General features: G+C 42.6%; 28 protein-coding genes and 2 pseudogenes. 21 read left to right on the top strand and 9 right to left on the bottom strand.

Going from position 1 to position 23,390, the window contains the following annotated elements; genetic code table 11:
- The first annotated feature begins 24 nt into the window (after positions 1 to 24).
- From GN277_RS17400 to GN277_RS17365, 8 genes are all read left to right on the top strand, one after another.
- Positions 25 to 228 (top strand): helix-turn-helix domain-containing protein, encoded by a 204-nt coding sequence (locus GN277_RS17400; protein ID WP_159752159.1) that lies wholly within the window; start codon positions 25 to 27, stop codon positions 226 to 228.
- Between the two features lie 32 nt (positions 229 to 260).
- A complete protein-coding gene (locus GN277_RS17395; protein ID WP_159752157.1) occupies positions 261 to 926 on the top strand; it encodes a response regulator transcription factor in 666 nt (221 codons plus the stop codon).
- Complete coding sequence (locus tag GN277_RS17390; protein ID WP_159752155.1) at positions 923 to 2,356, top strand: sensor histidine kinase; 1,434 nt, start codon at positions 923 to 925, stop codon at positions 2,354 to 2,356. The genes GN277_RS17395 and GN277_RS17390 overlap by 4 nt, the downstream gene beginning before the upstream one ends.
- A 262-nt stretch (positions 2,357 to 2,618) precedes the next feature.
- Positions 2,619 to 4,052, top strand: a complete 1,434-nt coding sequence (locus tag GN277_RS17385; RefSeq protein ID WP_159752153.1) for an ABC transporter permease — start codon at positions 2,619 to 2,621, stop codon at positions 4,050 to 4,052.
- A 13-nt stretch (positions 4,053 to 4,065) separates the two neighbouring features.
- Positions 4,066 to 5,415, top strand: a complete 1,350-nt coding sequence (locus GN277_RS17380) for an ABC transporter permease (protein WP_159752151.1) — start codon at positions 4,066 to 4,068, stop codon at positions 5,413 to 5,415.
- Positions 5,416 to 5,434: 19 nt separating this feature from the next.
- Positions 5,435 to 6,145 (top strand): ATP-binding cassette domain-containing protein, encoded by a 711-nt coding sequence (locus tag GN277_RS17375; protein ID WP_159752148.1) that lies wholly within the window; start codon positions 5,435 to 5,437, stop codon positions 6,143 to 6,145.
- A 6-nt stretch (positions 6,146 to 6,151) separates the two neighbouring features.
- A complete protein-coding gene (locus GN277_RS17370; RefSeq protein WP_159752146.1) occupies positions 6,152 to 6,565 on the top strand; it encodes a hypothetical protein in 414 nt (137 codons plus the stop codon).
- A gap of 461 nt (positions 6,566 to 7,026) precedes the next feature.
- A complete protein-coding gene (locus GN277_RS17365; protein WP_159752144.1) occupies positions 7,027 to 7,503 on the top strand; it encodes an RNA polymerase sigma factor in 477 nt (158 codons plus the stop codon).
- Between the two features lie 61 nt (positions 7,504 to 7,564).
- Here the strand turns inward: GN277_RS17365 and GN277_RS29505 are convergent, their stop codons facing one another.
- Positions 7,565 to 7,768, bottom strand: a complete 204-nt coding sequence (locus GN277_RS29505; protein WP_204162762.1) for a hypothetical protein — start codon at positions 7,766 to 7,768, stop codon at positions 7,565 to 7,567.
- 343 nt (positions 7,769 to 8,111) lie between these two features.
- Here GN277_RS29505 and GN277_RS17355 point away from each other — a divergent pair, with 343 nt between their 5' ends.
- Genes GN277_RS17355 through GN277_RS17345 form a run of 3 tightly spaced genes read left to right on the top strand, consistent with a single transcriptional unit; the run spans position 8,112 to position 10,569 of the window.
- Entirely contained in the window at positions 8,112 to 8,495 is a 384-nt protein-coding gene (locus tag GN277_RS17355; RefSeq protein ID WP_159752142.1) for a type II toxin-antitoxin system PemK/MazF family toxin, read from the top strand.
- Positions 8,482 to 8,640 (top strand): conjugal transfer protein, encoded by a 159-nt coding sequence (locus tag GN277_RS17350; protein WP_135977014.1) that lies wholly within the window; start codon positions 8,482 to 8,484, stop codon positions 8,638 to 8,640. The genes GN277_RS17355 and GN277_RS17350 overlap by 14 nt, the downstream gene beginning before the upstream one ends.
- 33 nt (positions 8,641 to 8,673) lie before the next feature.
- Positions 8,674 to 10,569 carry a recombinase family protein gene (locus tag GN277_RS17345; protein ID WP_204162761.1) on the top strand — a complete coding sequence of 632 codons (1,896 nt, stop codon included), beginning with the start codon at positions 8,674 to 8,676 and terminating at the stop codon, positions 10,567 to 10,569.
- Between the two features lie 281 nt (positions 10,570 to 10,850).
- On the opposite strand, the gene GN277_RS17340 is transcribed toward GN277_RS17345, so the two are convergent.
- Positions 10,851 to 11,735, bottom strand: coding sequence for a LysR family transcriptional regulator (locus GN277_RS17340; protein WP_159752140.1), 885 nt, complete (start codon positions 11,733 to 11,735; stop codon positions 10,851 to 10,853).
- A gap of 151 nt (positions 11,736 to 11,886) precedes the next feature.
- On the opposite strand from GN277_RS17340, the gene GN277_RS17335 reads away from it, so the two are divergent.
- The 10 genes and pseudogenes from GN277_RS17335 to GN277_RS32445 form a co-directional block, all read left to right on the top strand.
- A complete protein-coding gene (locus GN277_RS17335; protein WP_159752138.1) occupies positions 11,887 to 12,981 on the top strand; it encodes a linear amide C-N hydrolase in 1,095 nt (364 codons plus the stop codon).
- Between the two features lie 63 nt (positions 12,982 to 13,044).
- Positions 13,045 to 13,341, top strand: coding sequence for a cyclophilin-like fold protein (locus GN277_RS17330; protein WP_280178614.1), 297 nt, complete (start codon positions 13,045 to 13,047; stop codon positions 13,339 to 13,341).
- Positions 13,342 to 13,404: 63 nt separating this feature from the next.
- Positions 13,405 to 14,277 (top strand): DUF3737 family protein, encoded by an 873-nt coding sequence (locus GN277_RS17325; RefSeq protein ID WP_159752134.1) that lies wholly within the window; start codon positions 13,405 to 13,407, stop codon positions 14,275 to 14,277.
- Positions 14,270 to 14,422 (top strand): hypothetical protein, encoded by a 153-nt coding sequence (locus GN277_RS17320; RefSeq protein WP_159752132.1) that lies wholly within the window; start codon positions 14,270 to 14,272, stop codon positions 14,420 to 14,422. The genes GN277_RS17325 and GN277_RS17320 overlap by 8 nt, the downstream gene beginning before the upstream one ends.
- 28 nt (positions 14,423 to 14,450) lie before the next feature.
- Complete coding sequence (locus GN277_RS30345) at positions 14,451 to 15,158, top strand: cyclophilin-like fold protein (protein ID WP_244324770.1); 708 nt, start codon at positions 14,451 to 14,453, stop codon at positions 15,156 to 15,158.
- Between the two features lie 31 nt (positions 15,159 to 15,189).
- Positions 15,190 to 15,456: a hypothetical protein gene (locus GN277_RS32455; protein WP_244324769.1), complete on the top strand. Its 267-nt coding sequence runs from the start codon at positions 15,190 to 15,192 to the stop codon at positions 15,454 to 15,456.
- A gap of 139 nt (positions 15,457 to 15,595) precedes the next feature.
- A pseudogene (locus tag GN277_RS32450) lies at positions 15,596 to 15,745 on the top strand (DapH/DapD/GlmU-related protein); the annotation flags it as partial.
- A 260-nt stretch (positions 15,746 to 16,005) separates the two neighbouring features.
- Positions 16,006 to 16,614, top strand: coding sequence for a proline racemase family protein (locus GN277_RS30330; protein ID WP_159752130.1), 609 nt, complete (start codon positions 16,006 to 16,008; stop codon positions 16,612 to 16,614).
- Positions 16,615 to 16,655: 41 nt separating this feature from the next.
- Positions 16,656 to 16,928 (top strand): proline racemase family protein, encoded by a 273-nt coding sequence (locus GN277_RS31790; RefSeq protein WP_330587323.1) that lies wholly within the window; start codon positions 16,656 to 16,658, stop codon positions 16,926 to 16,928.
- 32 nt (positions 16,929 to 16,960) lie between these two features.
- A pseudogene (locus tag GN277_RS32445) lies at positions 16,961 to 17,632 on the top strand (acyltransferase family protein); the annotation flags it as partial.
- A gap of 181 nt (positions 17,633 to 17,813) precedes the next feature.
- Here GN277_RS32445 and GN277_RS17290 read toward each other — a convergent pair.
- The 7 genes from GN277_RS17290 to GN277_RS17260 form a co-directional block, all read right to left on the bottom strand.
- Positions 17,814 to 19,472, bottom strand: coding sequence for a recombinase family protein (locus tag GN277_RS17290; protein ID WP_159752124.1), 1,659 nt, complete (start codon positions 19,470 to 19,472; stop codon positions 17,814 to 17,816).
- A gap of 108 nt (positions 19,473 to 19,580) precedes the next feature.
- A complete protein-coding gene (locus GN277_RS17285; RefSeq protein ID WP_159752122.1) occupies positions 19,581 to 19,883 on the bottom strand; it encodes a hypothetical protein in 303 nt (100 codons plus the stop codon).
- On the bottom strand, positions 19,880 to 21,244 hold the full coding sequence (locus GN277_RS17280) for a relaxase/mobilization nuclease domain-containing protein (protein WP_159752120.1): 1,365 nt from the start codon (positions 21,242 to 21,244) through the stop codon (positions 19,880 to 19,882). Before GN277_RS17280 ends, GN277_RS17285 begins: the two co-directional genes overlap by 4 nt.
- 1 nt (position 21,245) lies before the next feature.
- Complete coding sequence (locus GN277_RS17275) at positions 21,246 to 21,602, bottom strand: plasmid mobilization protein (RefSeq protein ID WP_135976219.1); 357 nt, start codon at positions 21,600 to 21,602, stop codon at positions 21,246 to 21,248.
- A 5-nt stretch (positions 21,603 to 21,607) separates the two neighbouring features.
- The gene (locus GN277_RS17270; protein WP_159752118.1) at positions 21,608 to 21,769 is read right to left on the bottom strand and encodes a hypothetical protein; all 162 of its coding nucleotides are present in this window, start codon (positions 21,767 to 21,769) and stop codon (positions 21,608 to 21,610) included.
- Positions 21,770 to 22,236: 467 nt separating this feature from the next.
- Positions 22,237 to 22,662, bottom strand: a complete 426-nt coding sequence (locus GN277_RS17265; protein ID WP_135976218.1) for an RNA polymerase sigma factor — start codon at positions 22,660 to 22,662, stop codon at positions 22,237 to 22,239.
- Between the two features lie 552 nt (positions 22,663 to 23,214).
- Positions 23,215 to 23,385, bottom strand: coding sequence for a cysteine-rich KTR domain-containing protein (locus GN277_RS17260; RefSeq protein ID WP_135976216.1), 171 nt, complete (start codon positions 23,383 to 23,385; stop codon positions 23,215 to 23,217).
- Positions 23,386 to 23,390 lie beyond the last annotated feature (5 nt).

Raw genomic sequence — 23,390 nt, 5'->3', positions numbered from 1 at the left:
TGCAATACATTTGGGAGGCTAATTATGTTTGAGTATATGACGGTGCAGGAAGCCGCAAAGCTTTGGAAATTATCTGAACGACGGGTACAGAAATTATGTGAGACCAATCGGATTGATGGAGTAGTTCGTTTGAGCCGAATATGGTTAATACCTCGAATAGCTAAAAAACCTGCGGATGCCCGAAGAAAAGAAAACAAATTAGAAGAAATTCATACAGATGACAAATAGGAATGCCACAATAAGGGCGGAGGTGAAATGGTATGGCAAAAATTTTGGTAGTTGAAGATGATGAACTGACAAATGAAACAGTCAGCGAATATTTTCGTGATATGGAGCATACTGTCGTTTCAGTCTTTGATGGAGAAACGGCAGTTGAATCATTTAATACAGATAAAATCGACCTTGTAATACTGGATATTATGCTACCGAAAATGAGTGGATTGAACGTCCTGAAGCAAATCAGAAAAAGTAGTTCTATTCCTGTGATTATTTTGACAGCTATGGACGATACAGATACACAGATTATGAGTTTTGATGGCTTGGCTGACGATTATGTAATAAAACCATTTTCCATTGTTCTTCTTGGTAAAAGAGTGACAGCTTTGCTCCGCCGTGTCGGGAAAACTGAACCCGAAAAGATATGGCAGCAAGGAGATGTAATGGTTGATTTTTCTGGTTTTTCGGCAAAAAAAGCAGGAATATCGGTTGATATTTCACCGAAGGAAGTATTGTTGCTGAAAATGTTGGTGGAGCATCCAGGGGTTGTTTTGACAAGAGAACAGATATTAAACTATATTTGGGGTATAGATATTCCGCTAAATGATAGAACAATTGACACTTACGTAGGTCGCTTGCGGAAAAAGTTGGATTTGGACTGCATTCAAACGATAAAAGGTGTGGGATATAAATTTGAGGTGAAGCGATGAAATTATTTCAAAAAAACTTTTTATATACGCTTTCCATTATGGTGTTGATTACCTTGTTGGGGCATTGCCTGATTTACCTTCTCATTCCCACAATTTACACCAATCAAAAGGAAAAGCAGGCAATAGAAATCAGTAATGAAATCGTGCGAAAATTACAGGAATCTGAGTCCAAAACACCTCAAGAACTGGTTGAGCAATACGCAAAGAAAAGCAAGTCATGTATCTCCCTTTCCTATGAAGGAGAGCAATATGTTTTTGGGGCTTTTTATATTGAGGATGTACTGAATGGGAACGGGAAGAATTATTCGTTTCAGGCATCTCCTGATGGTAAACTGGAAAGTTCTAATACATTTCCTCAAATTACAAACCAAGGCATAGAGGGATTAACACCATTCCTTTCCACACAATTTGTAAAAAAGACCTCGACATTTATGGATGCTTATGATAAAGAATGTAGTTTACAGATTGTAATGACTTTACAGCCGGTTGGCGAAGTTAAAGGCGTTGTTCTTGAAATACTTCCGTTTACCCTGATAATTTGTGTACTGATTTCTGTTATTGTTGCTTTGTGGTATTCCAGACGGATGACAAAGCCAATCACAGAAATATCAAATGCAACCAGTCGTATGAAGAAGTTGGAACGCACGATTATCTGTCCTGTGACATCAAAAGATGAAATCGGGCAGCTTGCTCAAAATGTAAATTCGTTATATAGGGAGTTGCTTACTTCTATTGATGACCTACATGCTGAAATTGAACATGTCAACGAGGTAGAGCAATCCAAGATAGACTTTATGCGAGCAGCTTCCCATGAACTTAAAACACCAGTTACTGCGGTATGTACCATGCTGGATAGTATGATTTTGGGAATAGGAAAGTTTCAGGATTACGACACCTATCTGCCTGTGTGCAAAGATATGATGTTACAGCTGGCAACGATGATTCAAGAGGTATTAGATGCGTCTAAGCTCAGTGGTCAGCAAGAAGAAAAGGTAGCTGAGGTTTCTCTATCAGAGCTTCTTAACGAAGTGTGTAGCCCTTATATTCTAATTGCCAAAGCTAAGGGGATAAACTTTAAAATGGACGTGGATGACAGCAGTTATGCTATGCTCCCGCAAAAAGCAGTCACAAAAGCAATTTCCAATATAATTTCTAATGCCGTAAAATATACGGAAAAGGGAAAGCGGGTTTTTATCTCTTGTATGAATGGAACTCTAATTGTAGAAAACGAATGTAAGCCTATTCCAGAAAAAGAGCGAAAGCATCTATTTGAAGCATTCTACCGACCAGACTATTCCAGAAGTCGGACAACGGGAGGTAATGGACTTGGTCTTTACCTTACAGGGAAAATTTTAGATACCTACCGTATTAGCTATGCCTTAGAGCCAACTAATAGTGGAATGCGGTTTCGTATAGATTTAAAAAAGTAAATTTCTGTAGTGAAAGCATCCTCTTTGCCGAGGGTGTTTTTTTATTTCATAGAAAAGTGCGTCCTATGAAACAAAAAGCCCTCCGGGCGGGATGCACACTGCGGCGTGAGCGGTGGATGTCGCGATGCGACCGCCGCAGGCGCGAGTTTCGCAAGCGAAACTCTTTTCTTGTTTTGACAACTTCATGACAACTACACTTCATACGCATGAAAAATGCTCCGTTTATAATACTTCTTGAAAACAAAATAAAGGAGGATTTTCTATGGGTGCAATGAAACGCACAGTACGTTATCTTACTCGCAAATGGAAAAAAAGTATTTTACTGTTTGCAATTTTCCTTGTGGTTGGAACATTGGTAATCTCAGGCATTTCAATTCAGAGTGCTTCGGAGCAAGCCGCCACAAATTTACGCAGGTCATTTGGCGGTGGTTTTGTTATGAAAGAAGACCACAGCGACCAATCCAAGTTTGAACGTCGGGATGTTGGCAACGGAAGCTACGCAATGGTTTATACTGGGGAATCACTTACAAAAGAGATTGCTGATAAGGTAGCCTCTGTTCCTGGTGTCAGTGGATACAATGCGGAGAACATCGGACCCGCTAACTTAAAAACTATGGAAGGTGACTATTTAGAACTTAAAAGCATTGAAGGCAGTATGTTTGCCAATGAGCCTGTTCTTAGCAAGCAAGCCAACATTTATGGCTATACTAACACGCAGGAAGCGGATATGTTCACAGGGGGAAGTATAGAGTTAATTGAAGGGCGGCAGATTACGCCAAAAGACCAAAATGCCGTTCTTATTCACAAAGAGCTTGCCGAGAAAAATGGCTTAAAACTTGGCGACCAGTTTATCATTGCTATGAATTCACAGATTACTGGCGGTGATGAGGAAGGCGGAAAACTGAAAGAAACCGTAACCATTGTCGGCATTTTTGACTCAAAAGTAAGTCAACAAGTATCTGTGTTCTCTACGCCGGGCGAACTTTTGGAAAATACAGTATTGATGGATGTAGAAACTAGCGTAAAGCTACTCTCGTGGTCATCTGCAGGATATTATAAAGTTCATTATCGGGTGAATGACCCCGCAGAACTAAACAATATTATGCAAGAAGTGAAAAAACTGAATTCCATTGATTGGAGCTGTTACTCCATATCCACAGATAATAAGACCTATGAAGTTGCTACTACTCCGTTGGATAATTTAAGCGGATTGATTACCACTCTTATCATTATTATTACTATTATTGGTGTGGCAGTTTTAATTTTACTGCTTACCATGTGGACAAAAAGCCGTACTCATGAATCTGGGATTTTGCTTTCACTCGGAATTGGCAAATTTAAAATTATCATGCAGCATATGGCAGAAGTATTTATTATAGCAATCTTGTCGTTTGGCATTTCGTTTTTTACGAGCAGTGCAGTAGCACAAGGCTTGGGAAACACCTTGTTGGGTGACACCAGCCAAAGCAGTACACCACAGAATACGCAGTTAGAGGAAGATGGGTCTTTTGGGTATACGCTTCCTGAAACACCGATGAATGTAGATACAGCAACGGAGCTGAGTGTGACCGTAGTACCGCAGACTTTCCTATGGGTATTCGGAATCGGCGGCTTATTGACTGTTGTAGCTGTATTAGCTGCATCCGTACCGTTGTTCCGTTTAAAGCCAAAACAGCTTCTCGCTAAAATGAGTTAGGAGAGGAAATCATATGGGAATATTTCAAAGAGCCTTTCTATCCGTCATAAGGAAGTTGGGAAAAAGCGTTGTTCTGTTCTTAGTATTACTTGTCGTGTCCACCTTTGTTTTAGTTGGGCTATCGACAAAACGAACATCGGATACAGCAGCATTGGAACTCCGTCACACTCTTGGTGGAAATTTTGGGCTTGTGATAAATAAGGCGAATTCCGAGAATTACAAAGCGGACGAAAACGGTGGGGTACAATACACAGGTTCTTCCCTTAATGATTCGGTGATAGAAAAAGTGATGTCTATATCAGGGATTGAACAATACAATGCCTACCAAAACGGAGAATCAGAAGTGCTGTCCTCTGACGGTATACCATTAGAGCTTATTAAAACCAACAATCAATACGATGAGGATGAGCGATTGCTGCACATGGCTACAAGTGAGTCCAATTCCTTTTCTGAGAAAAGCAATTATTTCCAAAAGGAAATTTTCCAGCTCACAGAAGGGAAGCATATTGGGGATGGTGACACAAGCATTGCATTGATTAGTAAAGACCTCGCTGCTGTTAATCACCTAAAGGTAGGTGACAAAATTATGTTAAAAACAATGAATGGCGGTGCAGTCGTTACTCTTACCATCGCAGGACTATTTGAGATAAAGGAACCTCAAGTAAATGCCGGGCTTGCTCCACCACCTTCACTTTATCAAAACCGTATTTTTACAGATAATAAAACAGCAAAAGAACTTTATACAAATGGTAAGGGCGAGTATAAAGGAGTGAATTTCTATGTGGATGACCCTGCGCAGCTTAGTAATATCATAGAATCTGTGAAGGAAAATGTAAATATTGCGTGGGACGACTTCTCCATTGAAACGGCTGATGCAGAATACAGACGTTCTGCTGCACCGCTTGAAAAAATGTCCTCCATGCTGTCCTCGTTACTTCTTTGTATCGTAGTCGGAAGTCTGCTTGCACTTTCGCTCATGCTTGCTCTATGGATGAAAGAACGAGTGCATGAAATAGGTGTATTGTTGGCAATGGGATTTGATAAAATCCAAATTATCGGGCAGCACATAGTGGAAATTCTGCTTATTGCCATTGTAGCTTTTGGCATTTCCTATTTTGCAGGAGCAGCGGCAGCAAATACCGCAGGTAATTATTTAATGACAAGTGCTTGTGAACAGTCTGTAGGTGAACAAGACATTGAGGTAACAGGGAAAGATACAGCACCCATTGAAATAGATGTGACTGCTCCTGATTTTTTTGCGGTCTGTGGAATTGGCTCATTAGTAGCCGTTCTGTCCGTTTTTGTTTCGAGTGTGCCAGTAGTGCGGCTCAAGCCAAAAGAAATTTTAACAAAGATGAATTAATGAAAGGTGGAATAAAAATATGTCAATTTTAGAAACAAAAAATCTTGGCTATTCCTATAACGGGAAATCAAAGGTACTTGAAGATATTTCAATAAGCTTTGATGTTGGAAAGATGTATGCCATTCTTGGTCCGTCAGGGTGTGGAAAAACAACATTGCTCTCTCTGCTCGGTGGTTTAGATGTTCCGACTAAAGGCGAAGTCGTATGCAACGGAGAGAACATCAATAAACTGGGACTAGCAAAACACAGGCATGAAAATGTTTCTTTTATCTTTCAGGCATACAACCTGATAGATTATATGAACTCAATAGAAAATGTGAAGTTGACCTCAAAAAAAGCTCCGCTTCCTATTCTGGAGCGTTTGGGGTTGACAAAAGAAGAAACCAAACGTAATGTCCTCAAGCTCTCAGGCGGCCAACAGCAACGTGTGGCGATAGCGAGGGCATTAGCCAGCGATACAGCGATTTTGCTTGCCGATGAGCCAACAGGAAATCTTGATGAGGATACAGCAGAGGAAATCACGCAAATTCTCAAAGAAAGCGCACATGAACTCAAGCGTTGCGTTATCATTGTGACACATTCGGGGGCGTTAGCGAAACAAGCTGATATAGTGATAAAACTTCGTAAGGGAAAAGCACAGATTTTTGAGCGTCCTGAAGAAATAAATAAGCAATCTACCTCGCAGCCACAAAAACGCAAAAATAATGTGTCACGCAGTGAAAGGAGATGAGAATAAATGAATGACAATCAGATGATTAAAACAAAGAAAAAAGATGGTCTACTCTCGTTGATTTTATATGTTCTCGCAGCAATTTTGTTAATTGCAGCTTTTATTTCATTGGCAGCCTGCCAACAAAATATTTCGGCGCAGCTTGCACAGGGCGTTTCCGTCAAAGGTAACGAGCTGGCTATTTTAAATATCTATCTTTCCAGTTGTGTCCAACATTTCGCTTTTGCAGGCTTGCTGTTTTTCTGCGGTTTGCAGTGTAGGAAAAGCACATTTGAAAAAATGGGAACGTTGAAGAATATTCTGTTGCCGTATGCGGAAAATCAGCAGTGCGGTATAAAATCGCCTATTCCATCTAATATGGAGCATCCAGATGAAACAGAGCTTGAAATTGATTTCACAGGATGGAATTCAAAGGAATAGAACAATTTGACTATTTAGAAAAAGGTATTTTTTCATTTATACCAAAACAAGCCTACCGAATAAAAAAAACGGAGCTTTGGTGGGTTGTTTTGCAACGTCCAAATAAACATCCCTCAACTCTGTTTTTGAGTTTGGAGGGATGTTTTTGCGTTGGTTATTATCTGCCACGCCGCTGCTGATTTTAAGCAGCAGCTATTTACATATTATATAACAGGGGTAAGGATAGCTTGTTAAAAAAATCCTTGTTCTTGTATGGTACTTTTATACCCTAAAAGTAGGCGTCAAATATCTACATCATAGAACTTTAAATTCTTATAGCCGCAAAGGACTGACAGACTTTGTGGTTTTTCTTTTGTCGTTTTTTGTCAAAATAAGACGTAAGCCTATTTCTGGTGTGGGTTGCCGTTCCCCACCGTCCAATCTGGATTTTTAAAAAAAATTCAGATTGGAGGTAACGGACGATGGATGAAAAGCATCCAAATCGAAAAAAGGACAAGCATAATCCCTACACATTGATGATTGTTGAGGGAAGATACCACCTCTCTTTTAAAGACGGACGAGGGAAACTGCAAACTCTGGAAATTGACAAAATTTTATATGACCTGTTCAACCTCTTTGAGCTTGAAGATATTTCCTATCTCAACAAAGTGAGCAGGCACATTGAACATTCCGAACTGACAGAAGCAACGCTAAATGAGCGAGCCTTTTATAAGCAGACCAACTTAGATGAGATGGTTTTAAGAAACATGGAATGTGAGTTGCTACATAAGGCAATTTCAAAACTTCCCGAAGTACAAAAGCGCAGGCTGCTATTGTATTTTTTCGGGGATATGACCTATGAGCAAATCGCAAAGATGGAGGGGTGTACGAAAAGGGCTGTTAAATTCAGTGTGGACATCGCCATTGAAAAGCTGAAAAAAAATTTTAATATTTTTTGATATTCACACTACACATAACCTTTTTGAGTGAGCAAACAGGTGAAGGGGCTTAAAAATCCTTTCACCTGTTTTCCTTTGTGTGGCGAAAACGGGATTGTTCTTTGACAACCGAATACTCATTCGCCAAATACTTCCTCTTTGTGATTGTGATGAGCATAAGCGTGTGCAGCGGTACGCCATGACCTGCCGATAGCAGAATAGCGATGAAAGGTGGTGAGCGGTCAAATACCGACTCAAAATATCGGGCAGCTCCCGATTTCGCCATAACCCACAAAGAGAATAATGGTACTCCCGTCCAGTCACAGCCCGAACGGTATTCAATCCGTCGCAGGCAACGAGGGCGGCTCTGTCAGACAGACAGTTGGGGTGAAACTCCCGTGGCGTCAGTTCGCTGCTGACCGTTTGGCGACTTCCCTGCGTTTACGGACGCACTTGCATTTCGGGGTGTCGAGGACAAATAGAGATGCTCCTATCATAACGCCAGATATAAGGTGGTCATTGGACACAGAGCTTGTTTTATGCGCTCCTGACCTTAAATTCTTCCTTGTGTCTGGCTATTACATAGGCAGGATTGACCTGCCTAAATTCCAGATAGGAGGTCAAACATAATGGAAAGAATGATTAAGCGTGGAGATATTTTTTATGCAGAACTTAATCCCGTTATCGGCTCAGAACAGGGCGGCACACGACCCGTACTTATCATTTCCAATAATATAGGAAACAGGCACAGCCCGACAGTCATTATCGCTGCCATTACGAGCCGAGTGCAGACAAAAGCGAAACTGCCGACACATACTGCCGTGAAAGATTACAAAGGGCTTGATAAGGACTCCATTATCCTGCTTGAGCAGATAAGGACGATTGACAAACAGAGATTAAAACAGCATATGGGGTCAATGCCCACGGACATAATGGCAAGAGTTGACAAGGCTCTTGCCATTAGCTTATCCATGAAGCAGCAGAAAGCGGGGTGTGGCGATGGAGCAGAATAGGGAGCAGGATTTTGTACATTACAGCATCCAATTCGCATGTTTGCAGAAGCTGAAAAAAAGAAGTTTAATTACGGTAGATGAATATGAAGCCATCAAGAAGCGGCTTATGAGAGATTACAATGTCGTTACGAACCTTGCGGCATGACATTCATCAATAAATATTTTGGAGGTAAATCATATGAGCGATGTGCAGGTAATCAAAGCAAACCGTAGTGAAAACCGTATCCGTGGCAGAAAGGTCGAAGTGTTAAGGGTAGCCGCTTATTGCCGTGTCAGCACGGACAGTGAAGACCAGCTCAACAGTTATAAGTCACAGGTCACATATTACACGGATTTGATTAAGAAGAAACACGAATGGACACTGGCGGACATATACGCTGACGAAGCCATAACAGGCACACAGGTAGCGAAGCGAGAGGATTTCCAGAGAATGATTAACGACTGTATGAATGGGGATATTGATATGGTAATTACAAAATCCATTTCAAGATTTGCCAGAAACACACTGGACACTCTGAAATATGTCCGTATGCTGAAAGAGAAAGGCATTGCCGTTTTCTTTGAAGATGAAAATATCAATACCTTAACGATGGACGGCGAGCTTCTGTTGGTGGTACTCAGCTCCGTCGCACAGCAGGAAGTGGAGAATATATCTTCCAATGTCAAAAAGGGATTGAAAATGAAGATGCAGAGGGGCGAGCTTGTAGGGTTTCAAGGCTGTCTGGGATATGACTACCATAAGGATACAAAAAGCATATCCGTAAATGAAAAGGAAGCTGAAATTGTACGGTATATTTTCAATCGGTATATTGAGGGCGCAGGCTGCACGGTCATCGGGAACGAACTGGAAAACTTGGGATACAAGACAAAGTACGGCAGTTCAAAATGGGTACAGTCCACAGTCATCGGAATTATCAAAAACGAGAAATACAAAGGCGACCTGCTTTTAGGAAAGACATTCACGGTTGACCCGATTTCAAAAAGGCGGCTGGAAAATTTCGGGGAAGAAGATAAGTTTTATATCCGTGACCATCACGAACCGATAATCAGTGAGGAAATTTTTGAGGAAGCACAGAAGATACTGGCGAAGCGGAACACAAACCGCAATGTGCATCAAGAGGGGCAGAAAAGGAACAAGTTCAGCAGGAAATATGCGTTTAGCTGCATGATAAAATGTGGATTTTGCGGCGGTACTCTGACACGGAGGAACTGGCACAGCAGCTCCGCATACACTAAGACAATCTGGCAGTGCGTCACCGCCACAAAAAATGGGAAAAGACATTGCCCGCACTGTAAGGGAATCCCCGAAGAAGTGATTGAGAACGCTTTTGTAAAGAGCTACCAGCTTTTATGCACAGACCAGCAGGAAATTGTCGATGAGTTCCTGCAAAAAGTTGAGGGAATCCTTAATGACGATACTTCTCTGAAGCGTCTGCCTAAGATTGAAAAGGAAATGGCTGACCTGCACAGGCGTAAGGAGAAGCTGCTTGATTTAAGGCTTGATAACAATATCGACAGGGATATTTACGAAAAGAAAAACCAAGAGCTGTCCGAGCAGTTGAAGAAGCTCCAAGAGGAACAGGAGCGGTTGATGGAATTGGGCAGGAATCAGGATAACACCAGAACACGGTTAAGGGAGTTCAGAAAAGTGTTAGGTTCTGGGGAGATATTGGAGAACTTCGACAGGGTGGTTTTTGAAAGCGTAGTTGAAAAAATAGTCATCGGAGGTTATAATGATGAGGGAGTGGAGGAGCCTTTGAAGATAACCTTTGTGTATAAAACTGGTATCCACTCTAATTTTAATGGAAAGGATTTTAAGCCAAAGCGTAAAAACGCTGCGGCTGTACATAATGACGCAGAATTGTGTTCCTATATGAGTGACGAGGCTGAAAAATTGTGTTTACATAGTAGCTCCGACACATGTGGAGACTATTGTAATGCTTTCCCACAAAAAACCGACAGCGTAATCAACGTAAAAGTGAGTTTGGCGAGGGTGAGGGCAAAGTGCCGCTTGATCATATCGCCAAGAGAGCTGAAGCGTATAAGCCAAAGGAGTGGGTTACTTACAAAATGATTAAAATCTACTTAACATTTGGTAGAGCGGCTTTTTTTCTTGAACCCCCTTTGAAGGCAAAATAAAAAAGTATAGGGATAATAAAATTGTATCAAAATGGGCTATTAGATAGAAATAAAGGCTTTCGGCATATCATGTGTAACCGGAAGCCCTTTTCTTTTTGCGGCAATCTATACTCTTTTGGGAAGCGAAACTTGAATGTGAACCCTTCCTGCAAACATTTGAACCCACTTGAAGTATAATCAAAAGTCTTAGCATAGGTATAGCGAAAACCAGAATTTCTATTTGTAGGTATTTGTTTCCTGTAATTTCTGCAAGAACTTTTGTGCTGGTTTTGAAAATACCTGATACTTTTTCCAAATGATACTCATGTGGGCTTCAAGCTTTGGTTTAAGCGGCTTGAAACACAAATTGCTATCCCCTGAAACATTCACAAGTTTATCGAAGCATATCGCATATCCAACTCCCTCATCCACCATTAAAGAACCGTTAAAAAGTAGACTGTAAGTGGCTGCAATATTCAGTTTTTCCAGTTCTATGTGAAAGAAATTTTTTAATTCTGAATTTTGAAATGCCTGTCTTGAAATGATCAGAGGCTTATCCATTAAATCCTCTGCCGTCACAAACTCTTTCTTGGCAAGTTCTGCGTCACGCCGCATTAAAACGCCCCAGGTATCTTTATAATGAATTGGTATGGAGTCATATTTTGCAGTATCTATATTTCCGAAAACGATTCCAAAGTCAATAGAGCCGCGATCAATAGCTTCTGTAATTATTGCTTTATCGCCGCTTACAATGTGAAAATGCACAAGCGGATATTCCTTTTGTATGGCGTTCATAGCTTTTATCAGGAAACGGTTTCCGTCCGTTTCTCCAGCGCCAATCAGAATATCTCCGGCCAGCATAGCAGAGGATGCAGTAATTTCGTCCTCTGCCTTTTTAATCAGTTCTATTACTTCTTCGGCCCGCTTGCGGAGGAGCATGCCCTCTTCGGTAAGGGTGATCCTTCTGTTTCCACGGATAAATAGTTGTTTTCCAAGTTCGTCCTCCAACTCTTTGAGCTGACGGGACAGCGTAGGCTGCGAGAGGTGCAGAAATTTTGCCGCACCGGAAATACTGTTTTCCCGTGCTACCGCCAAAAAGTATTGTAATACTCTTAGTTCCATAAAAGCGTCCTCCTTCAACTGTTTATAATGTAACATGTTTTAGTATGCCTGTCAACTATGGGAGCGTATTTAATATGAGTATTTGCTATTTCTTTAAACCGCAGATATAATAAAGGTATCAGAAACGCATTTAGCCTAAGGAGCGTTTACGATGAAAAGAATACTTATTATTTTACTGGCTGTCGTATTCCTAACAACGGTTTTTAAAATAGTACCTATTGATAATGGTAACCATGTAACATCCCATATACAGGGTGAGGAACAAGCAAACGTAATTGTTTTATCGGAGAAAATTACCGAATTAACGGGCGGACTATCGGCTGTCAGACATATAGGGGATTATGGATTTGATGAGTTTTTAGAACAAGGCGGCGCTTCATCGGATGCCGAGGTCGTGTCATTCTTATTGGAAAGCGGGATTGCGGATTTTGGGACTCTGCTGTTTGGCGGCAATCCATTTGGCTGTAGTACGCTGGCTGTAAAAGATGAAAACGGCAATGCACTGTTTGGCAGAAACTTCGACTGGAATACCTGTCATGCGATGATTATCCAAAATGTGCCGAAGAATGGATACGCCTCCATTTCTACTGTTAATATGGATTTTATAACAGTAAGCGGGCTGAGGCTGTCGTCACTGCCCGATGAGATACAGGCGCTCGCCGGACTTTATGCGCCCCTTGATGGACTAAATGAAATGGGACTTGCAGTTTCCGTTAATATGATTCAAGACAATACTACCATTGAGCAGAATACGGATAAGCCGGATGTTACAACCACAACGGCTGTCCGGTTGCTGCTAGATCAGGCCGCAGATGTTGAGGAAGCGATTGAATTACTAAATAGTTATGACCTGCACGCTTCTTTTGGGTATATGGTGCATTTCGCCATCGCAGATCAATCAGGTAGAAGCGTAGTAGTGGAATATGTAAACAATGAAATGCTTGTTACCGAAACACCCGCAGTCACAAACTTTTATCTGTCCGAAGGAGAAAAGAACGGAATTGGAACACAGCAATCCCATGAGCGTTACGAGCTTCTGATAAATCGCCTTAAAGATTCCGAAACAATGGAGATGAACGATGTCCGAGACGCTCTTGACAGCGTAAACAAGGACAATTTCGGAGAGTTTGAAGCTACGGAATGGAGCATTGTGATGAACCAAACCACCGGCGAGGTTAGGTACTATCACCGTGAGGATTATAACACTGCTTATACTTTCATGGTTACAGGAGGACAGGAATCATGAATTATATAAAAATGATATTCGAGTTATGGAAGCTCCACTGGCTTAGGAACGGCTGATTGGAGATTGCCGATCTATCATTATGACGATTACGAAAATTGGGAGGTTATGCAGTATTACGATATTCCCTCTCGTTATGAAATCCCGTCTGATCCTGACACGATTACCGAAGAAGCGGCAGGAACAGTTTACTATTCTGAACCTAACCGAATTGTTCTGTTCTATGGCGATGCCGAAGTGACAGGTGAATATACCCCTGTTGGATATTTCAATAATACTGAGGAATTTCGCAGTACAGTTGAAAACAATCCTGTTTTGGAGGGCTGGGGCAACAAAATTGTATTGATTAGCGATGGTGATTAACTTACCCATAGAAAAGAGGAAAATTGAGCAAAAACAAACTAATAACCGAAAGGAGTATTTATTATGGAAACGATTAAAAATAAAACCTTTGACGAAGAACGGGCGTTATATGCGGCTTATGACCTTTCTGTTCAAGACTGTGCCTTTGACGGCCCTGCCGACGGGGAAAGCGCTTTTAAGGAAAGCAGAGATGTTACCGTAGACCACTGTTTTTTCAACCTCCGCTATCCATTCTGGCATGATACAGGACTGAAAATCGAAAACTCGGAGATGACCGAGCTTTGCAGAGCCGCACTTTGGTATTCTGAAAATGTGGAGATTAACAATACCAAGCTCCACGGAATTAAGGCTCTGCGGGAATGTGCCAATATCAAAATGCGGGGCTGCGATGTCATTTCACCCGAATTTGGTTGGTCAGTGCGTGGGATTGAAATGGAGGACTGCACCGTCTTGGGCGAATATTTTATGATGCGCTCCGACCACCTGAATTTCCGTGATGTCAGTATGAAGGGCAAATACTCTTTCCAGTACATCACAGATTCCGTTTTTGAAAACTGTGTGTTCGATACAAAAGATGCTTTCTGGCATGGAAAGAATATCACAGTCAGAAACAGCGTTGTAAAGGGTGAATATCTTGCGTGGTACAGCGAAAATATCACCTTTGAAAACTGCAAAATCATTGGTACACAGCCTCTTTGCTACTGCAGAAACTTGAAGCTGATTGCTTGTGAGATGGCGGATACCGATTTGAGCTTCGAGCGATCCGATGTAGAAGCGACGCTCACCGCCCCGATTGTCAGCATTAAAAATCCTCTGTCCGGTCATATCTATGTACCCGAAGTCGGTGAACTGATTATGGATATTGAAAATGCACACGGAGAAGTGATTGTGGGAACCGAGGCTTGTAAAAAAGAAATCTGCGATTACTGTGCATGAGGACGAAGAAGGTGTGGACGCTCGTGCAAACAGCGGTCTTGGCGGGTGGATTGAATGTTTTCCGAAAGCATGCCTTGCCGGTACGGTATTCACAGGCGGCGTAAATGGTGTCGGAGAAATAGACGGTCAACCTGCATTAGAGTAGACTTACGAAATGGGGAGGGCGATTTAAGATGAGAGCAAAGTTTTTGCAACTATTGTTCTGCGTTATAGTCATAGCGATTTTTCTATTTGGCTGTTCAGGTATAGAAAACGGCAGCAATACCGAAGCCTTCATACCGCCGAGCAGTAAAGCAACGCAGGTTGCCGATAACGGGCATTCAAGTGATATGGGTTCTGACACAGAAGATTTTGTGGCAAACAACGAGTCTACGCCCAATCAAACTGATAATTCGCCGTTGGATGGTGAGGAATCGTCTACGCTTTTGAACAACTCTGATTCATCAAATTTATCGCAGCCGAAAATGCCGGAAGAATCAAATCTGTCTGAGTCACAAGCAAATGATAATTCTGCCACGGAGGAAAGCATAGTGGAAAAAATGACTTTACAAATTGGAAATAGCAGTTTTACAGTAACTTTAGAAAGTAATGCAGCGGTGGAAGCTCTCGTGGATATGATGCGTGAAGCGCCGGTTGTGATTCAGATGAGCGATTATTCCGGCTTTGAAAAGGTCGGTTCCTTGGGAACAAGCCTGCCGACCAGCAATAGTCAGACAACAACGAAGCCTGGAGATATTGTTTTATATAACGGAAATCAGATTGTCATTTTCTATGGCTCTAATTCGTGGAGTTACACAAGGCTTGGTAAGATAGATGATCTGTCCGGCTGGGAAGATGCCCTTGGAAGCAGTGATGTTACCGTTACATTTTCATTAGGATAATGCAAAACAAAATGGAGGGAATGAGGATAATATGGAATTAAAGGATTTTATTGCATATATGGACAGCGGAAAAACCATAACCGCCGGTTCGGGAACCCATCAGTACATGTGTATGCTTTCACAGGAAGCGCTGAAGCTGACAGCGGAACTTAACAACAGCTATCGCACGCCGGAGGAAATAAGAGAAATATTCGCTAAGCTAACAGGAAAGCCAGTGAACGATACACTTAACATATTCCCGCCCTTTTATACGGACTGCGGAAAAAAATATTACGATTGGAAATCATGTTTTCCTTAACAGCGGGTGCAAATTTCAGGATCAAGGCGGGATTACTATTGATGATGGTGCATTGCTCGGTCATAATGTGGTGCTTGCGACTTTAAATCATTGCATGAATCCAAAAGAGCGTGCAAATCTGGAGCCTGCACCTATTTACATAGGAAAGAATGTATGGATCGGAGCAAATGCGATGGTATTGCCTGGTGTGACGATTGGTGATGGCGCAGTAATTGCCGCAGGAGCTATTGTTACGAAGGATGTTCCGGCAAATATGATTGTCGGTGGTATTCCCGCTAAGAAAATTAAGGACATACCACAATACGAAAAACCGTAAAAAGCTATCTGGAGGTATTTTAGAATGAATCAGATACCTACATTAACAAATGAATAGGACAAAAAAATTTTCACAAATTTCCGAAAATCTCCATCCATTTTGCTTTTTGCGGTTTTGTCGCTTATGACGATGGTATATGACGACCATTGATTTATTGCAGATTTTTGCTATAATGTAAATGGCATTTTATTTCAGGTAAGAGGAATGCCTGTAAGTACAAGGGAGGTAAATCAATGGATTTGACGCCTAAGTTTCATAATCAATACGAAGAGTTCAGAGTGTTGGATGCCCATACGGAAGGCGAGCCTGCAAGAATTATTTTGAGTGGGCTTCCAATGGTTGAAGGCACGACGATGATGGAGAAGAAACAGTTCTTCATGGAGCACTGCGATTATATCAGAACTTCACTGTATTTTGAACCGCGCGGCCACAAGGATATGCTCTGTGTGGCGCTTGTTGAGCCAGTCCACGACGCGGCAGATTTTGGCGTCCTCTTTCTGGAGAGCGGCGGAGTGGTTAATATGTGCGGTCATGGTGCTATCGCAACTGCCGTTGCTGTCGTTGAGGCAGGACTTGGTGAGAGGACTGAACCTGTAACACATGTTTGTTTCGATGCGCCTGCCGGAATGATTTCAATCAATGTTAATATCCGGAATGGCAAAGCAGTATCGGCAGATCTTGAGAATGTTCCTACTTTCTCATATCGTGAGGGGCTTTCCACAGTAGTTGAGGGTTACGGTACTATTCAATACGACCTGGAGTTTAGCGGCAGCTTTTGTGCGCTGGTGGATGCCGATCAGTTCGGTATGAAACTGGATGGAAAGAACATACTATCGATGTAATTGATCTGTATCAGAAGCAACCGAACGGTAGAACTGTAAATATGGCTGTGTTTGGCGAGGGTCAGGTTGACCGTTCGCCTTGCGGGACGGGAACCACCGCAATGGCTGCAAAGAAATTTTCTGCTGGCGAAATCGCTCAGGGTGGCGCTTTCGAATATGATAGTATTTTGGGATGTAGATTCACTTGCAGAATCGACCGTACTGCCAAAGTCGGTAACTTCGACGCTATCATTCCAGTCATAACTGGCGGCGCATATATTGATGGATATAACTGTTGGCTTATAGACCCAGATGATCCGTTCAGAAACGGATAACAATTTGGGGGTGAGAAAATATAAATTCAGGTATGCATAAGCATTATATTGATAATTTAAGATGGATAATACTTTTGATACTTATACCATATCATACAACACAGGCATGGAATGTTTGGGGTGAACCAAATTATATATTTTTTGAAGGGAACAGATTAATTAGTAGTATTACTGTTTTTTTTAGTCCGTATTTTATGCCTCTACTATTTGTGTTAGCAGGAATAAGTACAAAGTATGCACTTCAAAAGAGGACAAATAAGGAATATCTTATTGAAAGAGCAAAAAGACTGTTTATTCCGTTTTTGTTTGGAACAATAGTCTTTATGCCTATAATGTCGTATATAGCTGATAAGTTTAATTGTTCTTATAGTGAAGGGTTCTTTCAACATTATGCCGTATTTTATACAAGATATACTGATTTGACAGGTGCTGATGGAGGATTTTCGGTAGGACAATTCTGGTTTTTGTTGTATTTGTTGGTTATTTCAATTGTGAGTGTTGGAGTATCCGTACTAATGAAAAAGGTTATTTCTACAACAAAAAAATCAATTCCATTTTGGTTTGTTTTTATTTTGGGATTACCATTACCATTGTTGAGTGAATGGCTTTCCATAGGTGGAAAAAGCCTTGTAGAGTATACATACCTCTTTATGATGGGGTATTTTGTTTTTGCTGATGAAAAAATAATAAGCATAGCTGATAAGAATAGCTGGTTATTGTTCGGTATCGGAATAGTAGCAACTATTCTCAATGTATATCTTTTTATTTGGGCAGATATAGAATACATTTTGCTTAATACTATTACCAAATATGGGTTAAACCAGATAGGGATAAAAATAGATATGTATCGGCAGGAGCATAGATTTTCTCCTGCCACGCCTATATTTAGGCGGTTTGACGTTTGGTACGCTGCATATATTCCCGTTCCATTTCCCGCATTTCCTCGTCCGTGGGGATGTCCACAATCCCGACATAGGAATAGTAGATGTCGATTTGCTGTGTCCGTTTCCCGTCCTTTTTCTCACGCTCATGGACTACGATTTTATCCACAAATGCGTTTAGGATTTCGGGCGTCAGCTCGTCGATGTGGGTGTATTTCTTGGTGACTGCTATCAGCTTGGCGACATTGGTCGCTTCTGTGTCGGCTTTGCTGACCTCGGCTGTCAAGGCTTCGATTTCCTGCTTTAGCTGTTCCTGCTCGGCTTCATATCCGTCTGACAGCTTGTAAAAGCGTTCGTCATTCAGCTTTCCGTTGACATTATCCTCATAGATTTTACGGAACAGGCGGTCAAGTTCCTTTATCCGCTTTTCGTCCTTTTCTATCTGTTTCTGCTTTGCGGATAACTCGTATCGGCGTTCCGCAAGGGTGGCGTCAATCTGCTGTCGGATAAACACATGCTCAAACTGCTGTAAATAGGAGAGGAAATGCTGAAGCTGTTTCAAGACCAACTGTTTTAATGCGTCCTCTCGGATATAGTGCTGCGTACATTCCTTTGCCCTGCTCGTCCTTTTATACATGGAACAGCGGAAATGCTCATATCCGTTTGCTGTGGCTAAGCTGAGTTTCGCCCCGCAGTCGGAACAATAGAGCAGCCCCGAAAAGATACTTGTCACGCCGCTTTTGGTCGGTCTGCGTTTATTTTCCCGTATCATCTGTACTTTTTCCCACATATCCCTGTCAATGATGGGGGCATGGGCATCCTCGATATACGTCCGCCTGTCCTTTGCGGTTGGAATACGTTTCTTGCTCTTAAAGCCTAAACGGGTGGATTTAAAGCTCTCCGTCACGCCGATATACGCCACATTTTCCAGAATGGATGCAATCGTGGCTGGCTCCCAGTTATAGGGATGTCCCGATTTTTTTGCAACGCCGATTCCCTTTGACATTTTGTAGGCTGACGGGGTAAGCACTTTATCTTCCCAGAGGGCTGTGGCAATGGCTGACACGCCTTTTCCCTGCATGCAGAGTGAGAATATCCTGCGGACGACTGTCGCCGCTTCCTCGTCCACAAGCCAACGGGTTTTGTCATCTGGATTACGCGAATATCCGTAGGGCGGTGCGCCTAAATGCTCCCCCGCAAACCCTTTTGCTTTCTTGACTTCCTTTACCTTTTTGCTCGTGCTTTTGGGATACCATTCGTTGAAAAGGTTGGTAAAGGCGGCAAATTCGTTGCTTTCAAGGCTGCCCGTGTCCACGTTGTCCATGATGGCGATAAACCTCACACCTGCTTCTGGGTAGATGATTTCGGAGTAAGAGCCGACCTCAATATAGTTCCTGCCGAAGCGTGATAAGTCTTTGACAATGACCGTTTTTACAAGCCCTTTTTCAATGTCCGCCGACATTTCCTTAAAGCTAGGGCGGTCAAAATTCGTACCCGTATAGCCGTCGTCCACGTAGAATTTCGGGTTAGGGAAACCGTGCTCTTTGGCGTATTTCATCAGATATTCTTTCTGGTTTACAATGCTGTTGCTCTCACCTTCCCGCCCATCGTCTTGGCTTAACCTACAATACAATGCCGTGAATTCTTCCTGCTGTCCTTTCATAAAGCTCTCCTTTCCGACAGCAGACACGGTATTGTGAAGTGTAGGTACAGTGTACCACATCTGCCCTTAAACTTCAACGCTTTAAAGTGATAATTCTTCTGCTGCCTGTTATTCCCCGTCATCATCACCCCAATTCCCATCATCATAAAATCCATATCCCCGTGCGCTGCGCCGAAAAATATCTGTAAGCGTTGCAAGCAAATCCCGCCCGTCTTTTCGGAAATGGGCGTTGACGGTGTATTCCGTGCCGCCGATTTTCTCGGTAATGCTCATCGGCTCTGGGATGCGGACAAGGGGCGTGACGTTCTGGACAGGCGGCAGAGGGGGATATATTTTATCTGGATTTACCATAGGGATGTCCTTGTATTCCTCCATAATCGCCTGTATTTCTTCCTCGGACAGTCTGCTCATCGCAATGATTCCTCCCTCCTGCGGTCTGTTTTAATTAGCTGTTTCTGTCGGTTTGGACGCTGATTTTCCATCGTGTCATGGATTTGGTCTAAGCAGTCATCAATGTGGGCGGAGCGTTTCTCAATCCCGTCTGCATATTTCAGCCGCTTCCTAAGCTCCGTTATCCGCTCCGTCACGCCCTGTTTTTCGGCTCGGAGTGTTTCTTTTTCGGCTGGTGTGGCACGGCGTACCTTATTCCGCAAGTGCTGGCGGTAGTCGATAAGTTTATTCATTTCACTCTGGTTTTGCTCCCTGTCGGCGTGTAAGTCGGAGAGGGTGGAGATGTTATGCTTTGACATATACCGCACCTGTGCGGTAATCTCGTCCAGTTTCCGAAGCTCCTCTTTCATCATCGGGCTTGTCGGCTTGTAGTCCGTGCCTTTGGGGAATATCCCTAACTGATAGCACCAGTAATAGTACAATGCTAAAATCCCCGTGGTTTTTTGGTGTGGTTTCCATGCGTTTTTATACTGCTCTGGCATATGCGGGGAGTAGGAAATCCTTGCTTTGTAGTTCCCAAATTTGTATGCTCCCTTTAAACATGACTGTATGAAATTGGGAGTCAGCCGCTCGTCAAGCGTGTCTAACCTTGTGAAATGGTTGTATTGCGGCAGCTTCATTTTCCAATGGCTGCCCGAAAAATCAACCTCATATCCCTTGTCGGCAAGGTATTTTATCATGTGCTGTAAATCCCTGCTCCCGTTGATTGCCTCCCTCAAATCCTCCCGATAGACGTTGTAGCGTGTGGGTTTGCCGCTTTTTTCATCTAGATAAAGCGGTCTTGACGGGGCTTTCTTCGGATGCTCTATGACTGACAATCCGTACTCAAAACACAATCGGTCGGACACTTCCCTCAACCGTTTCTGCTCCGATTTTGAGTAATTATATTTGCTCCCATCCAGATAAGAAACGGAGTTAAAGCAGAAGTGATTATGCAGATGTCCTTTGTCAAGGTGGGTGGCAACGATTATCTGGTACTTGTCGCCCCACATCTCCCTTGCTAGCTTCAACCCGATTTCATGGCACTGTTCGGGCGTTACCTCGTTTGGCTTGAAGCTCTGGTAGCCGTGCCAAGCGATATATCCGCCTGTCTTTTGGTACTGTTTTTTTGTCAAAATCATCTGCTGTAATGCTGTTTCTTTCAGACAGTTGATTGCGGAAACATACTCGCCCTCATTTGTTTTTAACAGATTCTTCACATAGGAGAACACGTCAAAAAAATCCTGCATATCTCGATTCGGCACGGTTTTTTCTGGATTTTCTATATAGTCAATCACGTCTTTTATGCTCCCTTTGACATGCCATAGGCTCGTTACTGCCAAATTAAACTGCCCCCTGTTCTGTCAATTCTTCTACGCTAAATCGTTGTGGGAGAGTTGTTTTCTGTTGCAGTTCTAAGATAAAATCCTCAATCTCCATACAGGTATCAGCGGCGGCAGGGTAATAAGGAACACACTTTTTGAAAGCGTCATGCACCTCATAGAGTTTGTTTAACAGCTCCCAAAACTCGGTTTTAGGCTGTGGCTGTGGGGCGTTTCCTTTGCATAACTGGCGCATAAATTCGGCTACGGACAGACCGCAGGCAGCGGCGCACTGCTTTAATTTTTTATGTTCTTCTTCGTTCAATCGGACGGTAATCGGGACATTCCGCGCGTCCTTTTCTGATTTTTCTCTGCTCATTTTTCTTATCCTCCAGTCTTGAATTTCATTTTTAACAGGGTATTCAGGGATGTTCCCTGAGTAAGTCCACGCCCACAAGCGGCGTGGATTGGGATTGTGGGTGACACAATCCGATGCTCGCTATCTCTGTGGACAACGCCGCAGAGCATTTTCCTGTGCAGCGGCATCTTTAACGCCTGCCTTACCCTCCGAAAAGAAAACCCTATGTCCCTGCACCTCCGTTCTGGATTCGATTTCTCTTGACTTTTGGATAAATGAAAAAGCCGCTACACGGCATCACGAATGACAGGAGTGTTTTCTCCTGCTTGGATTCGCAATGCTATGTAACGGCTTTGAAATTCAAAACCATGATTCCACTCATCAGCCGAAAACAGAAGTTTATTTTCGGCGGCGGTCAGCTTTGTCCGCTGGCTGACAATCCATTCTGCAATCTATGCGCTTATTTCATTTTCAATCTTCCAATTCCCTTGTGGGTATTTTAGAATATCATAGCGGCTGCACCCATGTCAAGAAATTTGGCAAAACTTTTAGTATTCCCTGTGGACAAACTTTTTATACATCCGTTTTTAAAATTGGGCGGGGGAATTTTATCCCTCACCCAATAGTCCATAGAAAAGCGGGAAATATTAGACGCTTATAAAATTTTCCGCAGCTTTTTCCGCAGATGGTTTAACCTTGCATAAATAGCCCCCGCTGTCAGTCCAACAAGCGGGGCAATCTCCTTTGTGGAATAGCCCTGCATTTTCAGCAGGACGATTTGCAGGGTACGCCTATCCACCGTAAGCAATGCCCGATATAGGGTTTCGTTTTCAATTTCGTCCAGTAAATCGGCAACGGTCATTACCTCCGCCTGCTTCTCCCTGTCTGCCATTCCCTCAAGGTATTCCCCGAAGTTGCTTGACCAGTGGTAAAACCGCCTGTTGGAATTGAAGTCTGCCCTGTCGTCTATGCGGATTTGCTCAATGGTGGTTTCATCAACTCCATGTTCCCGCAATATTTTTTCTTCGGCTTCTTTCCAGATACGCCATTTCCTGTCTTCACGTCCGTTGTTGTATGCCATTCTCCTTTTTCCTCCAATCTGAATTGAGCAGGCTTCTGCCTGCGATGCTTCTTGACCATTAGGTCAAGAAGATTGCTGTTTAACTAATGCAGATGGAAAAGGCGGCGAACGGCAGCCAACATCAGAAAAAGCCCTGCGGCGTATTCCGATAAAAATTGACAAAATAAAAACCGCAAAGGTACTGTGACCTTTACGGTTGTAGGAAATGCAGCTTCTACCATTGGGATATTCTATTTCTGTTTTCATGGCGAGAAGCAGCCTTACATATGCAGGGATTTTTTTAACTGGCTTCCTGCCAGTCCCCGATATGCTATGTATGGATGAACATTGCGTTGTATGGACAAATAAGTAACCGCCCGAAAAAAGAACATAAAAAATCTCCCCAAACTTAAAAACAGGTCTGGGGAGTGTCTGTTAAGTCTTTTCGGGCATAGCAATACCGCCCACCATACGCCGTTTTTTTATTTGGTGGGCGTTTGGCTTAAAACCTTATGAAATAAAATAGAGCCAACGAACTATGATATAAACTCACAAGTTCATCGGCTCTGCGTCTTAAGCGTCTGGCTCTTTGATGACAGTTACTTGTAACTCTTTTACATTAATCAACGTTTCCTGCTTACATTTCGGACAGTAGAGCGGATAGTTTTTCATAATCGTATCCGATCTAATTCTGTCACGAGTTTTACTACCGCAGATGGGGCAGCGTATCCATTCTAATTTCATTTTTC

Source organism: Sporofaciens musculi (assembly GCF_009830285.1).
Taxonomy (GTDB): domain Bacteria; phylum Bacillota; class Clostridia; order Lachnospirales; family Lachnospiraceae; genus Sporofaciens; species Sporofaciens musculi.
Note: the sequence above shows the minus strand (reverse complement) of the source record. Positions and strands in the feature narration are given on the sequence as shown.

Excerpts from the sequence above, each read along its gene's own strand:
- GN277_RS17400 (WP_159752159.1), top strand. The coding sequence starts at position 25 with ATGTTTGAGTATATGACGGTGCAGGAAGCCGCAAAGCTTTGGAAATTA.
- GN277_RS17395 (WP_159752157.1), top strand. The coding sequence starts at position 261 with ATGGCAAAAATTTTGGTAGTTGAAGATGATGAACTGACAAATGAAACA.
- GN277_RS17390 (WP_159752155.1), top strand. The coding sequence starts at position 923 with ATGAAATTATTTCAAAAAAACTTTTTATATACGCTTTCCATTATGGTG.
- GN277_RS17385 (WP_159752153.1), top strand. The coding sequence starts at position 2,619 with ATGGGTGCAATGAAACGCACAGTACGTTATCTTACTCGCAAATGGAAA.
- GN277_RS17380 (WP_159752151.1), top strand. The coding sequence starts at position 4,066 with ATGGGAATATTTCAAAGAGCCTTTCTATCCGTCATAAGGAAGTTGGGA.
- GN277_RS17375 (WP_159752148.1), top strand. The coding sequence starts at position 5,435 with ATGTCAATTTTAGAAACAAAAAATCTTGGCTATTCCTATAACGGGAAA.
- GN277_RS17370 (WP_159752146.1), top strand. The coding sequence starts at position 6,152 with ATGAATGACAATCAGATGATTAAAACAAAGAAAAAAGATGGTCTACTC.
- GN277_RS17365 (WP_159752144.1), top strand. The coding sequence starts at position 7,027 with ATGGATGAAAAGCATCCAAATCGAAAAAAGGACAAGCATAATCCCTAC.
- GN277_RS29505 (WP_204162762.1), bottom strand. The coding sequence starts at position 7,768 with ATGGCGAAATCGGGAGCTGCCCGATATTTTGAGTCGGTATTTGACCGC.
- GN277_RS17355 (WP_159752142.1), top strand. The coding sequence starts at position 8,112 with ATGGAAAGAATGATTAAGCGTGGAGATATTTTTTATGCAGAACTTAAT.
- GN277_RS17350 (WP_135977014.1), top strand. The coding sequence starts at position 8,482 with ATGGAGCAGAATAGGGAGCAGGATTTTGTACATTACAGCATCCAATTC.
- GN277_RS17345 (WP_204162761.1), top strand. The coding sequence starts at position 8,674 with ATGAGCGATGTGCAGGTAATCAAAGCAAACCGTAGTGAAAACCGTATC.
- GN277_RS17340 (WP_159752140.1), bottom strand. The coding sequence starts at position 11,735 with ATGGAACTAAGAGTATTACAATACTTTTTGGCGGTAGCACGGGAAAAC.
- GN277_RS17335 (WP_159752138.1), top strand. The coding sequence starts at position 11,887 with ATGAAAAGAATACTTATTATTTTACTGGCTGTCGTATTCCTAACAACG.
- GN277_RS17325 (WP_159752134.1), top strand. The coding sequence starts at position 13,405 with ATGGAAACGATTAAAAATAAAACCTTTGACGAAGAACGGGCGTTATAT.
- GN277_RS30345 (WP_244324770.1), top strand. The coding sequence starts at position 14,451 with ATGAGAGCAAAGTTTTTGCAACTATTGTTCTGCGTTATAGTCATAGCG.
- GN277_RS32455 (WP_244324769.1), top strand. The coding sequence starts at position 15,190 with ATGGAATTAAAGGATTTTATTGCATATATGGACAGCGGAAAAACCATA.
- GN277_RS30330 (WP_159752130.1), top strand. The coding sequence starts at position 16,006 with ATGGATTTGACGCCTAAGTTTCATAATCAATACGAAGAGTTCAGAGTG.
- GN277_RS31790 (WP_330587323.1), top strand. The coding sequence starts at position 16,656 with ATGGCTGTGTTTGGCGAGGGTCAGGTTGACCGTTCGCCTTGCGGGACG.
- GN277_RS17290 (WP_159752124.1), bottom strand. The coding sequence starts at position 19,472 with ATGAAAGGACAGCAGGAAGAATTCACGGCATTGTATTGTAGGTTAAGC.
- GN277_RS17285 (WP_159752122.1), bottom strand. The coding sequence starts at position 19,883 with ATGAGCAGACTGTCCGAGGAAGAAATACAGGCGATTATGGAGGAATAC.
- GN277_RS17275 (WP_135976219.1), bottom strand. The coding sequence starts at position 21,602 with ATGAGCAGAGAAAAATCAGAAAAGGACGCGCGGAATGTCCCGATTACC.
- GN277_RS17270 (WP_159752118.1), bottom strand. The coding sequence starts at position 21,769 with ATGCCGCTGCACAGGAAAATGCTCTGCGGCGTTGTCCACAGAGATAGC.
- GN277_RS17265 (WP_135976218.1), bottom strand. The coding sequence starts at position 22,662 with ATGGCATACAACAACGGACGTGAAGACAGGAAATGGCGTATCTGGAAA.
- GN277_RS17260 (WP_135976216.1), bottom strand. The coding sequence starts at position 23,385 with ATGAAATTAGAATGGATACGCTGCCCCATCTGCGGTAGTAAAACTCGT.